Raw genomic sequence first — 14,426 nt, forward strand, 5'->3', positions numbered from 1 at the left:
ATGACTTCTCCCCAGGACCCCACCAGCAGCACCCTCGGGTCGGTCGACGCGCACGGCAGCGACCGGGGCCGCGGCGGTCGGCTCGGCACCGCCTCCGCCGACGTCTACACCGTCACCCGGAAGTCCCGCCGCACGTCCTTCCGCGCCGTGTGGTGGCGGCACGCGCTGGCCCTGCTCGCCCTCGCCTTCGCCCTCTTCCCGATCGTCTTCATCGTGTCCTCCGCGTTCAACAACGCGGGCACCCTGTCCACGTCCGGTCTGCTCCCGACCCGGTTCGGGCTGCGCAACTTCGACGCCCTCTTCAACGACGCCGCCCGGCCGTACTGGACGTGGTACAAGAACTCGCTCATCATCTGCGGTGTCGCGACCGTGGCCACCCTCGTCCTGGGGGCGGCGGCGGCCTACGCCTTCTCCCGGCTGCGGTGGACGGGGCGTCGCTTCGGCCTCCTGTTCATCCTGCTGGTGCAGATGTTCCCCGCGCTGCTGGCCTTCGTCGCGCTCTACATCACCTTCGCCACCGTCGGCGAGGTCATCCCGCAGATCGGTCTCAACACCCTGTGGGGCCTGCTGCTGGTCTACCTGGGCGGCGCGATGGGCGCCAACATCTGGCTGTTCAAGGGCTACTTCGACACCATCCCCAAGGAGCTGGACGAGGCGGCCAAGATCGACGGCGCCAGCCACGCCCGGGTGTTCTTCACCATCATCCTGCCGCTGGTGACGCCCATCCTGGCGACCGTCGGCATCCTCGCCTTCGTCGGCCTGTGGGGCGAGTTCCTGCTGGCCAGCATCTTCCTCACCGACGCGGACAACCAGACCCTGGCGGTCGGCCTCTACGCGACGCGCAACGCGGACCAGAACAGGTACTTCGGCCAGTTCGTCGCCGGTGCCCTCCTGGCCTCGCTGCCCGTCGTGCTGGTGTACCTCAGCCTCCAGCGCCTGCTCATCGGCGGCATGACCGCAGGCTCGGTCAAGTGAGCCGGGCGGTCGATCCTCACCACGACGGGTCACCGCTCTACGTCAGCGACCAGCACCCCGCGCCCGGCGCGGTGGTGTCGGTGCGGCTGCGGGTGCCGCGCTCCGCGGCGGTCCGCGCCGTGCACGTGCGCACGACCCCGGACGGCGAGCAGTTCTTCACCGATGCGCGGGTCGTGCACCGGACCGAGGACGAGGAGTGGTGGCAGGGCGAGGTCACGTGCCACAACCCGGTGACGACCTACCGCTTCCTGCTCGAGGGAGAGGAGGACGAGGAGGCTTCTGGGGGGAGGACGGGGGGCGGAGCCCCCCGTCGGTCGGCATATCGCTGGCTCAACGGCACCGGCGTGCACCTGCGCGACGTGCCCGACACCAGCGACTACCGTCTCGTCACCCACGCGCCACCGCCGGACTGGGCGCAGCGCGCGGTCGTCTACCAGGTCTTCCCCGACCGCTTCGCGCGGGACGAGGCGGTGGAACCGGTCGGCGACCCCGGCGGCCCGCGTGCCGACCTACCCGACTGGGCCGTGCCCGCCCGCTGGGACGACCCCGTGGCCCTCGACCGGGGCGACAACCCGGCCCAGGTCTTCGGCGGCACCCTCGACGGCGCCCGCGAGCGGCTGGAGCACCTCGTCGACCTCGGCGCCGACGTGCTCTACCTCACGCCCGTCTTCCCGGCCCGCTCCAACCACCGCTACGACGCCTCCACCTTCGAGGCGGTCGACCCCGTCCTCGGCGGTGACGCGGCGCTGCTGCGGCTGCAGGAGGCGGCGCACGAGCGCGGCATACGCGTCATGGGGGACATCACCACCAACCACACCGGCGACGCCCACGAGTGGTATGCCGCCGCGCGCCGGGACCCGGACGGCGAGTTCGCGTCGTGGTACGTCCGAGACGACGGCCGGCCGGGGGAGTGGGTGACGTGGCTGGGCGTGGAGAGCCTGCCCAAGCTGGACCACGCGAACCCGGCCCTGCGGGCGCGGCTCACCGAGGGGCCGGAGTCGGTCATCGAGCGGTGGCTGGGCGAGGGGCGCGGCTTCGACTCCTGGCGGGTCGACGTGGCCAACATGACCGGGCGCTACAAGGGCAGCGACCTCACCCACCAGGTGGCGCGGGAGACGCGGGCCGCGGTGGACCGTGCGACCGGCGGGCAGGGCCTGCTCATCGCGGAGCACACCCACGACCACAGCCGCGACGTCGACGGCGACGGGTGGCACGGGGTGATGAACTACTCCGGCTTCACCCGCCCGGTGTGGACCTGGCTGCGGGCGGCGGACTTCGCGCCGAAGTTCCTCGGCAGCCCCTTGCAGGTGCCCCGGCTCGGGGCCGAGCTCGTCGCCGAGACGATGCGGGACTTCTGCTCGATCGTGTCCTGGCGGGCGTGGACCCACTCGATGACCCTCGTCGGCTCGCACGACACCACACGCGTGCGCACCCTCGTCGGCGACGACGTGGAGCAGGTCAAGGTGGCGGCGGGGCTGCTGCTCACGCTGCCGGGGATCCCGATGATCACCTACGGCGACGAGATCGGTATGCCCGGCGACTTCGGGGAGGACGGGCGACGCCCGATGCCCTGGGCGTCGCGGGACACCGACGACGGGCTGTGGGACGCCGAGCTGGTCGAGCACTACCGCGCCCTCATCGCGCTGCGGCACGACAGCCCGGCTCTCTGGGGCGGTGGCCTGCGCTGGCTCTATGCTGAGGGTGACGTCATGGTGTTCCTGCGGGAGCACCCGGAGCAGACCGCCCTCGTGCACGTCGCGCGGGCGGCCCACGACGACGTCGAGATCCCGACCGCCCAGGTGGCCGGGGCAGGGGCCGCGCGAGGCCGGACGCCGCAGACCGCGGGGCTCGACGTGACCGCGGGCGGGGTGCGGCTGGCCGCGCCCGGCCCGACCGTGCAGGTGTGGACCTGGGCGACCGACGCACCGGCCTGGGAGCCGGTGCCCGAGACCTACCGAGGTGGTTGGTGAGCAGCACATCCGTCCCCGTGCGCCCCGGTGCGGGTGAGGGCGCCGGCGGCTCGCGCGGTCGGCTCGCCGACCTCGCGGCCTACGCCGGGGTGAGCGAGGCGACCGTCAGCCGGGTGCTCAACGACAAGCCCGGCGTGGCGGTGGCGACCCGTCAGGCCGTGCTCACCGCCGTGGACGTCCTCGGCTACGAGCGGCCCAGCAAGCTCTCCCGCAACAGCGCCGGCCTGGTCGGGCTCATCACCCCCGAGCTCACCAACCCGGTCTTCCCCATGTTCGCCCAGTCGATCGAGACGCAGATGGCGGCGGCCGGCTTCACCCCGGTGCTGTGCACGCAGACGCCCGGTGGGGTGCACGAGGACGAGTACGTCCAGATGCTGCTGGACCGCGGCGTCTCGGCCATCGTCTTCGTCAGCGGCTACCACGCGGACTCCCGGGCCGCCATCGACCGCTACACCGCGCTGCGGGAGCGGGGGCTGCCGATCGCCCTGGTCAACGGCTACCGCGAGGGCATCGACGCGACCTTCATCAGCCACGACGACCACGCCTCCATGCGGCTGGCGGTGCGGCACCTGCGCGACCTGGGGCATACCCGGATCGGCTTCGCGACCGGCCCGGCGCGCTACGTGCCCGTGCAGCGGCGCATCGAGGGCTTCCGTGCGGCGATGGCCGACCTCGACGGCAGCGACGGGGTCGACCTCGACGAGCTCATCTGCACGACCCTCTTCTCGGTCGAAGGCGGCGCGGCCGCCGGGCGCCAGCTCATCGAGGCCGGGGCGACCGGGATCGTCTGCGGCTCGGACGTCATGGCGCTGGGCGTGATGCGCGCGGCGCAGCAGCTGGGGCTGAGCGTGCCGGAGGACCTTTCAGTCGTCGGGGGTGACGACGTGCCGTTCATGACCTTCGTCGACCCGCCGCTCACGACGGTGCGCATGGACGTCATGGGGATGGCCGAGGCGGCGGTCACGGCGGTGCTCGAGGAGATCGCGGGGGAGCCGGTGGACCGGCGCGAGTACCTCTTCGACCCCGAGCTCATCCTGCGGGAGTCGACGGGGCCCGTCCGGCGCTGAGAGCGCTCCCACCGCTGGGTGAGCAACCATGCGCGGTGCCCGGTGGGGGTGAGGGGGACCATGGGCGGCACTCTGTGGGGGTGGGGGCAACCATTCACGGCGCTCGGTCGGTGATGGGGGCGGGTCTGGGGGAGGGGGTCAGGGCCGTGCGTGGCCGGCGCTCGCGCCGGGCGGCGAGCAGGGCCTGGAGCAGCGCGACCATCGCCTCCTCGTCGGCGACCCGGAAGCGGGCCTGCGTGTCGCCGTCGCCGACGTGCACCGTCAGCCGCCGCTGCGCACGCGCGGCGTCCGTGTCATCGGCCAGGGCCTGGAAGCCGTGCTCGTCGGTGAGGTCGTCGCCGGCGTAGAACACCGCCTGCGCCCCCACCTCGTCGGCCAGCGCCAGGAGGGCGACGCCCTTGCCGACGTGGGCGGCGGCCAGCTCGACGACACCCTTGCCGGGCGTCACCTCCAGGGAGGTATGCCGTGCCCCCAGCTCCCGGGCGGCGTCCAGGGCGGAGCGCGCCTCCTCGTCGGGCAGGCCCCGGGTGTGCACGACCCGGCCGGCGGGCTTGTCCTCGACCCGCAGGCCGGGGTGCTCCTCGCGCATCGCCGCGAGCTCCTCGTCGAGGGTCCCCAGCAGCGCCTGCTGGTCGTCGTCCAGGGCCAGGCCGCCCTCCGCGCGGGAGTCCTCGGCGCCGTGGCTGCCGATGAGCACGAGCGGGCCGTCGTGGGCCGCGCCGGAGAGCTCGCGCAGCGGGTCGAGGGCCCGCCCGCTGACCAGGGCGACCGTCGTGTCGGGGAGGTCGGCGAGGGAGGTGAGCGCCGGCATACCTCCCTCGACCGGGCGGGAGTCCATGGGGTCGACCACGAGCGGCGCCAGGACCCCGTCGAAGTCCGTGGCGACGAGCACGCGGTCGTGGGCGGCGAAGTCGGCGAGCGCCTCCACGAGGGCGGCGTCCAGCTCGGGCGAGCCGCTCACGCGTCACCCCTGGTGGTGCTGCGGGGCCGCTCCGGCGCCGACTCCAGGCCGCTGAGGAAGTCCTGCGCCCACGTCTGCACGTCGTGCTTGCGCACCCGGCGGCGCAGCGCCTTCATCCGGCGCTCCTTCTCGGCGGGCTCGTCGCTGATCGCACGCAGGATGGTCTCCTTGAGCCCAGTGATGTCGTGCGGGTTGCAGAGGTAGGCCTGGGGCATCTCCTGCGCGGCCCCGGTGAACTCGGAGAGGACCAGGGCGCCCTTGCCGTCGTGGCGGGCGGTGACGTACTCCTTGGCGACGAGGTTCATCCCGTCGCGCAGCGGCGTGATGAGCATGACGTCGGCGACCTGGTAGAGCGCGGCCATCTCCTCCCGGCCGTAGGACTGGTGCAGGTAGTGGATGGCGGTCGCGCCGAGGTGCGAGACGTCCCCGTTGATCCTCCCCACGGTGCCCTCGATCTGCTCGCGCAGGGTCCGGTATGCCTCGACCCGCTCCCGGCTCGGGGTCGCCACCTGGATGAAGGTCACCTCGTCGGGGGAGATGGACCCGTCGTCGTAGAGCTCGCCGATGGCCCGCAGACGGTGCCGGATCCCCTTGGTGTAGTCGAGCCGGTCCACGCCGAGGAGCACGACCTTGGGGTTGCCGAGCGAGGCGCGGATCTCCTCGGCGCGCTCCTGGACGGCCTCGGAGTCCGCCAGCTCGCGCAGGCCGACGGCATCGATGGAGATGGGGACGGCGGCCGCGCGCACCGTGCGGGGGGCGCCCCCGAGGCGGTCGTCGTCGGCCCCGCCCCACTCGATCTTCTCGCCCTTGGTGGTGGCGCCGAGCACGGCCCGGCAGGAGCGGCCGAAGTTGCGGGCGTCGTCGGGCCGCTGGAAGCCGAGGAAGTCGGCGCCGAGCAGGCCGCGCAGGATGCTGGAGCGCCAGGGCAGCTGGGCGAAGAGCTCGACCGGGGGGAAGGGGATGTGGTTGAACCAGCCGATCCGCACGTCGGGGCGCCGGTCGCGGACCAGGGCCGGGACGAGCTGCAGCTGGTAGTCGTGGATCCACACGGTCGCGCCCTCGGCGGCGACCTCGCACACCGCCTCGGCGAAGCGCTGGTTGATCTCGCGGTAGCAGGTCCACCAGGAGCGGTGGAACGTCGGCGGGACGATGACGTCGTGGTAGAGCGGCCACAGGGTGTCGTTGGAGAAGCCCTCGTAGTAGTCGGAGAGCTCCTTGGTCGACAGCGGCACCGGGTGCAGCCGCAGCTTGCCCTCGTCGAAGGGCTCGGGCGCCTCGCCGGGGAAGCCGGCCCACCCGACCCACGCGGAGCTGCCCTCCCAGTTGCGCATCACCGAGTCCATGGCCGTGACCAGGCCGCCGGGCGCGGTGCGCCACTCGGTGCTGCCGTCGGGGTTGGTGTGCTGGTCCACCGGCAACCGGTTGGCCGCGATGACGAAGTCGTACCTGGCGCTCGAGCCCATCGACATACCTCCAGGTGCGTGGTCGGATCGGTCCGGGGGTCAGCCTACGAGGTGCGCGGCCGGGCCGCCGGGGGAACCGGACCCCACCCTCGCGCGTTCATCCCCGGAACCGGCCCTGGCGCCGGCGGCCCCGCGCGCGTGCGCCACACCGGGGTCGCCCGCCAGACATCTGAGATCCAGGAAGACCCCCTACCGTGGAGTACGTGACCACCGAGATGCCGCGCTCGAGCCACCCGGACGTGACCCGCCCGGTGCCCTCCGGCGGCGGCTCCGCGGACACCCAGCAGATCGTCGTCCCCCGGCGGCTCGGCCCGTGGACGCTCCAGGAGCGCATCGGCGAGGGGGGTATGGGGGTCGTCTGGCGGGCGAGCGACGACCGGGGTCGCGAGGTCGCCATCAAGGTCCTGCGCAGCCACATCGCCCACGACGACGGCGCCCGTGAGCGGCTGCGGCGCGAGGTGCACACCCTGGCGCGGGTCAACCACCCGCGGGTGGCGGCCGTCATCGACGCCGACGTCGACGGCCCGGCGCCCTACATCGTCACCGAGTACGTGCCCGGGCGACCGCTGGACGTCGTCATCGAGGAGCGGGGTGGTCTCGGGCGGGAGCCGCTGCTGCGGCTGGCCCGGGGGCTGGCGGACGCGCTGCAGGCCATCCACGGCGTGGGCATCGTGCACCGGGACCTCAAGCCGGGCAACGTGCTGCTCGTGGGGGACGGCGAGCAGCTGGACCCGGTCGTCATCGACTTCGGCATCGCCCAGGTGGCCGACGACGTGCGGCTGACCTCGACCGGTCTGGTCATGGGCACGCCGGGCTACCTCTCGCCCGAGCTCGTCGACGGCGGCGACATCACCGAGGCCACCGACTGGTGGGGCTGGGCGGCCTGCCTGGCCTTCGCCGCGTCCGGGCACCCGCCGTTCGGGCGCGGGCCGATGACGGTGGTCCTGGACCGGGTCGTGCGGGGGAGGGTGCAGCTGGACGGGGTGGACCCCCAGCTGGCGCCGCTGCTCGCGCTGGCGCTGTCGCCGAAGCCCTCGTGGCGGCCGGACGCGGGCGAGGTGCTCGAGGCGGTCGAGCTGTATGCCCGGGACGAGGACGTCACCGGCGCGCTGCCCCGGGTGCCGCACGAGCCGGCTGACGGGGGGCCGGACCGGGGCGCGGACGCGACGCAGGTGCATCGTGCCGCCGGGGCGCCCGGATGGGCGGTGAGCTCGGCCGGCGTGCCCTCCGAGGACCGGACCCGGGCGACGCCGCAGGGCCCGCAGACCCGGCAGGCGCCGGTGCGCCGTCCCGACCCGACCCGGGCCGCGCCGAGCGGGCCGCAGACGAGGCAGTGGGACGGGCAGGCCGCCGGGGCCTACGCCGGCTTCGCCGGTGCGGGGCAGGCGCGCGAGCCGCAGCAGTGGCCGGCCGACCCGGGCGAGGCGCAGCGGTGGGCGCAGGACGGCCGGCGGGGCGAGGCTCCCCGGGCGTCCTATCCCGACCCCTCGCCGAACCAGCCGGTCGCCCACCCTGACCGCGTCGGCGGGGGTGGGGTTACGGCATACCCCGACGGCGCGCAGCGGCCCAGCCCGCTGGACCCGCACGAGCGACAGCCGGATCCGCGGATCGGGCGCAGCGCGCGCCGCGGGACCCTGGCGGCGATGCTCGTCGGCTTCACCGCGGTCGCGGCCGCGGCGCCGCTGCTGGCATGGGGAATGTATGCCGCGTGGGGCGTCCTCGCCCGCACCGTCGACCGCTCGCTCACCGGGCTGGTCCTGCGGCGGCACCAGAGCGGCCCGCGCCCCGGCGACGTGCCGATGGCGGTCATGGCCTCGCCGTGGCACCTGCTGACCGCGACCCTCGCGACGGTGCTCTCGCTGCTGCTGCCGCTGGGGATCGCCGGGGTGGTGGCCATGGTGGTGTCGGGGCTGCTCACGACGACCGAGCTGGCCCCGGGGGTGGGGTTCGCCCACCCGGTGGCCGTGGGCACCGGATCGCTCATCGGTGGGTGGCTCGGATGGTGGGGCCTCGGGAGCACCTCGCTGCGCCGCGGCTCGCGGACCGTGGTGCGTGGCGTCGTGCCGTCGGGGGTGCCGACGATGGTGCTCGTGACCCTGTGCCTGGCGGGCGGGGCCGGTCTGGCGTACTGGTCGCTGATGGACGGTGACATGGTCTCGTGGTGGCCGTTGACGGGCGGGACGAGCCCGCTGGACTTCCTACCGTTCGGGGTGCGCTGAGCCGTCGCGGCGCGCCGGGTATACCGCCACATCCGTCACACGCGATGCATTGCGTCACGTGAGACTCGTCACATTGGGCTTCCCAGGCGTGTCGCCTTGACCTAACGTGGGCCGGGCGTCTTGTCCCAGGCGTCACCCTTGCCCCAGACGGAAGGACCTTCCATGGCCCGCCACGCCCGCCACCGCGCCGCCCGCACGGGTGCCGCCCTGCGTCGAGCCGGGCAGGCCACGCTCGCCGGCACCGCCTCCCTCGCCTCGGTCGGGCTCACCGCCCAGGGCGCCGCCGCCGACGACAACGTGTGGGACCGCGTGGCGGCCTGCGAGTCCACCGGCAACTGGAGCATCAACAGCGGCAACGGGTTCTACGGCGGCCTGCAGTTCTGGCACCCGACGTGGAAGGGTTACGGCGGCCAGGAGTTCGCCGGCTACGCCCACCAGGCGAGCAAGGTCGAGCAGATCACCGTGGCCCAGCGCGTGCTGCGGGTGCAGGGCCCGGGCGCTTGGCCGGTGTGCTCGGTCCGCGCGGGACTGACCATGCAGAACGGGCTCGAGCCCTACCCGGGTGGTGGCTCCCCGGCTCCCTCGCCCGCACCGGACCCGGAGCCCGAGCCGCAGCCCGACCCCACCCCGCCCCCGGGCGAGGCCACGACGTGGACGGTGACCGCCGGCGCCGGCGCGAACATCCGCTCCGGGCCGGGGACGAGCTACGGGGTCATCGGCGGAGCGTCCAAGGGCACCCGCTTCCAGGGCGTGGCGAGCAACGGCTGGGTCAAGCTCGATGGCCGCTCGGGGTGGATCAGCGCCGGCATCATGAGTTCCGGCGGCAACCAGGGCGGGGGTGGCGGCGGCGGTGGCAGCGTCTCCGACATGTCGCCGCTCGTCGCCGACGGCATCCGCGGCCCGCTGACGACCAAGGCGGTCCAGCGCTGGGTCGGCGTCGCCGAGACCGGCGCGTGGGACACCAAGACCATCAAGGCCGTCCAGGCGAAGGTCGGCACAGGCGTCGACGGCGTGTGGGGCCCGAAGTCGCAGGCGGCCCTGCAGAGCTACATCGGCGTCTCCCGCGACGGCTCGACCTACATGAACCACCGCACGGTCGTCGGCCTGCAGAAGTGGCTCAACGCCAACGTCATCGGCTGAGACGGGTAGCATCGACGCGCTGTCCGGCCCTCGGGCTGGACGCGCTGGCGTGGCGCAATTGGTAGCGCACCTGTCTTGTAAATAGGTGGTTGAGGGTTCGAGTCCCTTCGCCAGCTCTGAATTCGCTTGTGGCACAAGCGACTTGGGCTCTGCATTCTCTCCCTGCAGTCTGCTGTTCGAAGAACAGGTGGGCGGACCACCACGTAGCCCCTGGCCTGCACCTTCTGTCGCAGCGCCGAGTGTCTCTCTTCGCGAAGCGTTGATCGTTAGTGCACGTATGCTGCACGCCCGACGGGGTGGGATCGGGGGGCGAGCGGGGGAGCGCGCGCTGGTCAGGCTGCGCAGCGTTAGGGCCAGGGCGTCCGGTGACGCGGGAGATGTGGTTCTGCCGCTGCCCGCCTTGGCGGGCAGCGGCAGAACTGCGCCCGGTTCAGCCTGTGGTTCCCTGGAGGAGGGCCTTCATCTCGTCGATCTCTACTTCCTGGCTCTCCGCAATGTTCTCGGCCAGTGCGACGGCCTCGGGGTGCAGGCCGTCCGCTACCTGAGTCTGAGCCATGCTGATGGCCCCATCGTGGTGCTCGACCATCATCTCCAGCCACATGGAGTCGAACTGGGAGCCCCGGGCACTGCCCAGGTCCTCCATGTCCTCGGGCGACATCATGCCCTCCATCTGCGAATGGTCCATGCCTTCCATGCCTCCGTGGCCGTCGGTCTCGGGCACGTCTTCGCCCCAGGCCTGCAGCCACCCGGTCATGGTCTCGATCTCGGGTGCCTGGGCCGCCTGGATCCGTTCGGCGAGCTCCCTGACCTCGGTACCGCCCTGCTCCAGGGCCATGTCGGACATCTCGACCGCCTGTTGGTGATGAGGGATCATCTCGGTGGCGAACCGGACGTCGGCGTCGTTGTGCTCCTCGGACGCGGCCGAGGAGGACGGGTTCGCCGTGGTCCCATCACTGCAGGCGGAGATGGTCAAGACGGCCGCAAGGGCCATGGCGGGCATGCTCAACAATCGGGTGGTGCGGTTCACTACTGCTCTGCTTTCGTCGAAGGTGGTTCAGGAGGTGGGATCGGTGCCGGGGAGCGTCCCGGCCCGTGGCCTCTTAGACCCTCATGACGCAGAGCTGGTGGATCGATACCTCCCCGTGGGGCGGGAGAAGACGTGGCACCTCTGGCGAGCGCGCCTGCGGTGCGCGCCCCCGCGTCCAGCGCGGACCTCCCCGGCGGGCCAGGAAGGGGGCGACAGCCACGGCCGCCGCGCAGAGGACCGCGAGGCAGGTCGTGGCCCAGTTCGTGCCCTCCGTGCCGTGACCCTGCTGATGGTGGGCTCGTGATGGCCCGCCATCGCTGTCGTCCTGACCGTGGGCGTCGAGGGCGTGCGTCTGGCCGGTCGTGCTGAGTGGTCGGTCTGCGACGTGCGGCAGGGCCGGCGATCGGTCGCTGACGTCGACACCGTGCATGAAGGCAAGCGTCACTAGGAGCCCGACCAGGGCCAGCACGCGCACGACGAGTGTTTGTGACCAGGAGCGGATCGGTGCAGATCGCCGTAGCGCCGGGGCGGAGGCGGGGCGAGGCTGCACCCTCCCAGAGTACGAGATGCCGTGGGCGGGTTTGGTGGGGCGGTCACCGGTTCCCGTCGCTGGAGAAACCGAGGTCTGCCTGCCCGGTGTAGGGCAGGGCGACCGAGTGTCCGAATCGGCCCCTCGAGGTAGTTGGCGGTCTGAGGTCTCTGATTCGTTCACTGAGCGAGCGAGACCCGAGTGCAGCAAATGCCCAGGTCAGAACGCAGCAGCGACGCTCGTGGCAGGCAAGCCTTGACGTGGTCGTTACCTGAGCGTGACATTTGGTGGCACCCCTGTGTAACCTCGAAGAGTCCTCCTCCCTGGGGGGACCCCCGAGCGCGACTGCCTAGTCCTGTCCGCGCGCCGATCGGGGCCGTGGCACGTACGACACCGCTTTGACAGGAGCGGGGGAACCACCTCTGGAGCCGCCCCTGCGGCTCCTTGGGGCGAAGGACCGGCCAACCCGGTCCAGGGGCACTCCAGCCCGAAGCCCGACAGCTCACCCCGCAGGCACTGGAGGAACTACATGACCCAGCGCACCACCGGCCGCCACCGTCGGCCCGGTCGTCTCCGCACGACCAGCATCACCCTGACCCGCACGGCGGCCGTGGCCGCGACGTCGACCGGCCTGCTGGCCGGCGCGGCGCTGAGCGCCAACGCAGCACCCGAGGTGCCCCAGGACCGTGACGGCCTGCTCCGTCTCGGTGTGGGCGTCAGCGCCGACCGCACGGTCACCGTGGACCGGCCGGCCGAGGCCGTCGCCGCCCCGTCCGACATCGAGCTCGACTCCTTCGGGATCGGCGGGTTCTCCGCCTACACCCCCCAGGTCGAGGTCGAGGAGCCGGTCCAGGCCGCGCCCGCCCAGCAGGAGCAGGAGCAGGCCGCCCCCGCGCAGCCGCAGCAGGAGCAGGTCACCGAGCAGGTCTCCGCCCGTGAGGAGACCAGCGCGAGCCGCACCAACGAGCGCGCCGCCACGCCGGAGCCCGCCGCCCCGGCCGAGCCGGCCGCCCAGTCCCAGCCGGAGCCCGCCGCGGCCCCCGCCCCGACCGGTGGCGTGCTCGGTATCGCCGCCGGCCTGGTCGGCACGCCCTACCAGTGGGGTGGCAGCACCCCGGCCGGTTTCGACTGCTCCGGCTTCACCAGCTACGTCTTCGCGGCGGTGGGCATCTCCCTGCCGCGCACCGCCGCCGCCCAGCAGGCGTACGCCACCCCGGTCAGCGACCCGCAACCCGGCGACCTGATCTTCTACGGGTACCCCGCCTACCACATCGGCATCTACGCCGGCAACGGCATGATGTACGACTCGCCCCGCCCGGGCAAGGTCCTCGATCTGCGCCCGGTATTCGACGGTGTCTCCGGCTACGGCCGGGTCGGCTGACCCCAGCCCGCCACGGCGAGCACGCTCCCGCCCCGACGACAGCCCCGGCCGCACCCCGTGTGCGGACCGGGGCTTCGTCATACCCGGAGGGTCAGAACGGCGAGATCGCACCACCGCTGGCTGTCGACCCCCCCCCGGCCGCCCTCGTGACAAAGACGGTCCTGGCTCAGACGCGGCCCCGGCCACGAGGTCGAGCCAGGGAAGTGGTGGACCCGATCTATGCCAGATCTGCAGGCGCGGGAAGGTCCGGACCGCCATGCACAGGCTGGGCGCGGCGTGGCCGCACATCAGGCGGTGGCAACGGCCCACAGGACCCCGGACCCGACACCGACCAGCGCGCTCAGGCCGGCGGTCACGACGGCGGTCCACCGTGACCAGGGAGCGGGCGGATCGCCGTCCTCCGGGTGCTCGGTCGTTGGGCGGGCGTAGAGCGCGGCGATCCACCGCAGGTAGTAGAAGAGGCTGACCAGGGTGTTCAGCAGGACCAGGACCGCCAGCCAGGCGTAGCCGGCGTCCCAGGCGGCGGCCGTGGTGGTGAGCTTGCCGACGAAGACCGCGGTGGGCGGGGTCCCGACCAGCCCGAGCAGCGCCACGACCAGCGCCGCGGCGAGCCACGGGTAGCGCCTGCCCACCCCACGGTAGGCGGACAGCTCGCGGCGCCGCGGGAACGCGGTGGTGACGGCGAAGGCCGCCAGGTTGGTGACCGTGTAGCCGGCGAGGTAGAGCAGCAGGGACGGCAGCGCCAGGTCGCTGCGGCCCGCCACCGTGACGGGCACGAGCAGGTAGCCCACCTGGCTGACGGTGGACCAGCCGAGCAGGCGCCGCGGGTCGGTCTGGGCGTAGGCGGCGAGGTTGCCCACCGTCATGCTGGCGACGGCCAGCACGCCGACGAGCAGCGGCCACGCCAGGGTGTCGGGCAGGGCGCCCACGAGTCGGTATGCGGCCACGACCGCCCCGATCTTCGGCACCGTCGTGAGGAACGCCGCGACGGCACCGCCGGCGCCCTGCGCGGCGTCGGGGACCCAGAAGTGCGCGGGGACGCCACCGGCCTTGAACAGCAACCCGCCCAGGACCCCCACGACACCGGCGGCGACCACCGCCCGAGGCGCGGCGGCCAGCGGGTCGGCCAGCCCGGCGTACGACGTCGTGCCGGACACGCCGTAGAGCAGCGTGACCCCGGACAACAGCAGGATGCCAAAGAGGGCACCGAGCAGGTAAGTCTTCATCGCCGCCTCGGCCGCCACGGCGGTCCCGGTGATCCCGATGAGGCCGTAGAGGGGGACGCTGGTCAGCAGGAAGCCGACGGCGACGACGAGCAGGTCATCGGCGCCGGCGAGGACCAGCGTGCCGGTCGTGGACAGGAGCAGCAGCGCGTAGGTCTCGCTCTCCCGCGGGCTGCCGTCGATCTCGTCCGCCGCCAGCGCCAGCACCACCAGGGCGCCCAGGGTCGCGACGAGGCGGGCCACCCCGGTGGACGGGTCCACGGTGAAGCTGCCCTCCATGGCCACCGCAGTCGGGCCGGCCAGGGCGACGGCGGCCATCGCAGCGGCGAGCACCAGGGCGGCCGAGGCGACGACCCGGGTGACCCACTGCCGCGTGCGGGGCAGGAACGACCCACCGAGCAGGGCGGCGAGGGCGCCGAGGAAGAGCACGATCTCCGGCAGGAGCAGGGCCGGTCGCATCGCCATGGAGTC

The 14,426-nt window shown here is 73.0% G+C and carries 10 protein-coding genes, 1 tRNA gene and 1 riboswitch; of the genes, 7 read left to right on the forward strand and 4 right to left on the reverse strand.

From position 1 onward, the window contains the following. From Q0967_RS16160 to Q0967_RS16170, 3 genes are read left to right on the forward strand one after another with little or no spacing between them, the layout of a single operon-like run. A complete protein-coding gene (locus tag Q0967_RS16160; protein WP_299451098.1) occupies positions 1–975 on the forward strand; it encodes a sugar ABC transporter permease in 975 nt (324 codons plus the stop codon). Then, complete coding sequence (locus Q0967_RS16165; protein ID WP_299451100.1) at positions 972–2,945, forward strand: glycoside hydrolase family 13 protein; 1,974 nt, start codon at positions 972–974, stop codon at positions 2,943–2,945. Before Q0967_RS16160 ends, Q0967_RS16165 begins: the two co-directional genes overlap by 4 nt. 17 nt (positions 2,946–2,962) lie before the next feature. Then, entirely contained in the window at positions 2,963–4,012 is a 1,050-nt protein-coding gene (locus Q0967_RS16170) for a LacI family DNA-binding transcriptional regulator (protein WP_299451152.1), read from the forward strand. Positions 4,013–4,106: 94 nt separating this feature from the next. On the opposite strand, the gene otsB is transcribed toward Q0967_RS16170, so the two are convergent. Both otsB and Q0967_RS16180 read right to left on the reverse strand, forming a co-directional pair. Continuing rightward, complete coding sequence (otsB, locus tag Q0967_RS16175) at positions 4,107–4,973, reverse strand: trehalose-phosphatase (RefSeq protein WP_299451103.1); 867 nt, start codon at positions 4,971–4,973, stop codon at positions 4,107–4,109. Beyond that, positions 4,970–6,436: a trehalose-6-phosphate synthase gene (locus tag Q0967_RS16180; RefSeq protein WP_299451106.1), complete on the reverse strand. Its 1,467-nt coding sequence runs from the start codon at positions 6,434–6,436 to the stop codon at positions 4,970–4,972. Before Q0967_RS16180 ends, otsB begins: the two co-directional genes overlap by 4 nt. Before the next feature lie 203 nt (positions 6,437–6,639). On the opposite strand from Q0967_RS16180, the gene Q0967_RS16185 reads away from it, so the two are divergent. From Q0967_RS16185 to Q0967_RS16195, 3 genes are all read left to right on the forward strand, one after another. After that, a complete protein-coding gene (locus Q0967_RS16185; RefSeq protein WP_299451109.1) occupies positions 6,640–8,655 on the forward strand; it encodes a serine/threonine-protein kinase in 2,016 nt (671 codons plus the stop codon). A gap of 162 nt (positions 8,656–8,817) precedes the next feature. Continuing rightward, positions 8,818–9,795: a transglycosylase family protein gene (locus Q0967_RS16190; protein ID WP_299451112.1), complete on the forward strand. Its 978-nt coding sequence runs from the start codon at positions 8,818–8,820 to the stop codon at positions 9,793–9,795. A 43-nt stretch (positions 9,796–9,838) separates the two neighbouring features. Next, a tRNA-Thr gene (locus tag Q0967_RS16195) sits at positions 9,839–9,911 on the forward strand. A gap of 314 nt (positions 9,912–10,225) precedes the next feature. Here Q0967_RS16195 and Q0967_RS16200 read toward each other — a convergent pair. Then, the gene (locus Q0967_RS16200; protein WP_298752559.1) at positions 10,226–10,822 is read right to left on the reverse strand and encodes a DUF305 domain-containing protein; all 597 of its coding nucleotides are present in this window, start codon (positions 10,820–10,822) and stop codon (positions 10,226–10,228) included. A 910-nt stretch (positions 10,823–11,732) separates the two neighbouring features. After that, a riboswitch (cyclic di-AMP (ydaO/yuaA leader) is annotated at positions 11,733–11,882 on the forward strand. Between Q0967_RS16200 and Q0967_RS16205 the strand changes: the two genes are divergently transcribed. Beyond that, positions 11,881–12,732 (forward strand): C40 family peptidase, encoded by an 852-nt coding sequence (locus Q0967_RS16205; protein ID WP_299451117.1) that lies wholly within the window; start codon positions 11,881–11,883, stop codon positions 12,730–12,732. (Overlaps the previous riboswitch by 2 nt.) A gap of 287 nt (positions 12,733–13,019) precedes the next feature. Here the strand turns inward: Q0967_RS16205 and Q0967_RS16210 are convergent, their stop codons facing one another. Further along, entirely contained in the window at positions 13,020–14,420 is a 1,401-nt protein-coding gene (locus tag Q0967_RS16210) for an NADH-quinone oxidoreductase subunit N (protein WP_298752599.1), read from the reverse strand. Positions 14,421–14,426 lie beyond the last annotated feature (6 nt).

The sequence above is a fragment of the uncultured Serinicoccus sp. genome (genome assembly GCF_947500995.1).
Lineage (GTDB): Bacteria > Actinomycetota > Actinomycetes > Actinomycetales > Dermatophilaceae > Ornithinicoccus.

Bases quoted from the DNA above. Each gene is read 5' to 3' on its own strand.
- Q0967_RS16160 (WP_299451098.1), top strand. From the start codon at position 1: ATGACTTCTCCCCAGGACCCCACCAGCAGCACCCTCGGGTCGGTCGAC.
- Q0967_RS16180 (WP_299451106.1), bottom strand. From the start codon at position 6,436: ATGGGCTCGAGCGCCAGGTACGACTTCGTCATCGCGGCCAACCGGTTG.
- Q0967_RS16190 (WP_299451112.1), top strand. From the start codon at position 8,818: ATGGCCCGCCACGCCCGCCACCGCGCCGCCCGCACGGGTGCCGCCCTG.
- Q0967_RS16205 (WP_299451117.1), top strand. From the start codon at position 11,881: ATGACCCAGCGCACCACCGGCCGCCACCGTCGGCCCGGTCGTCTCCGC.
- Q0967_RS16210 (WP_298752599.1), bottom strand. From the start codon at position 14,420: ATGGCGATGCGACCGGCCCTGCTCCTGCCGGAGATCGTGCTCTTCCTC.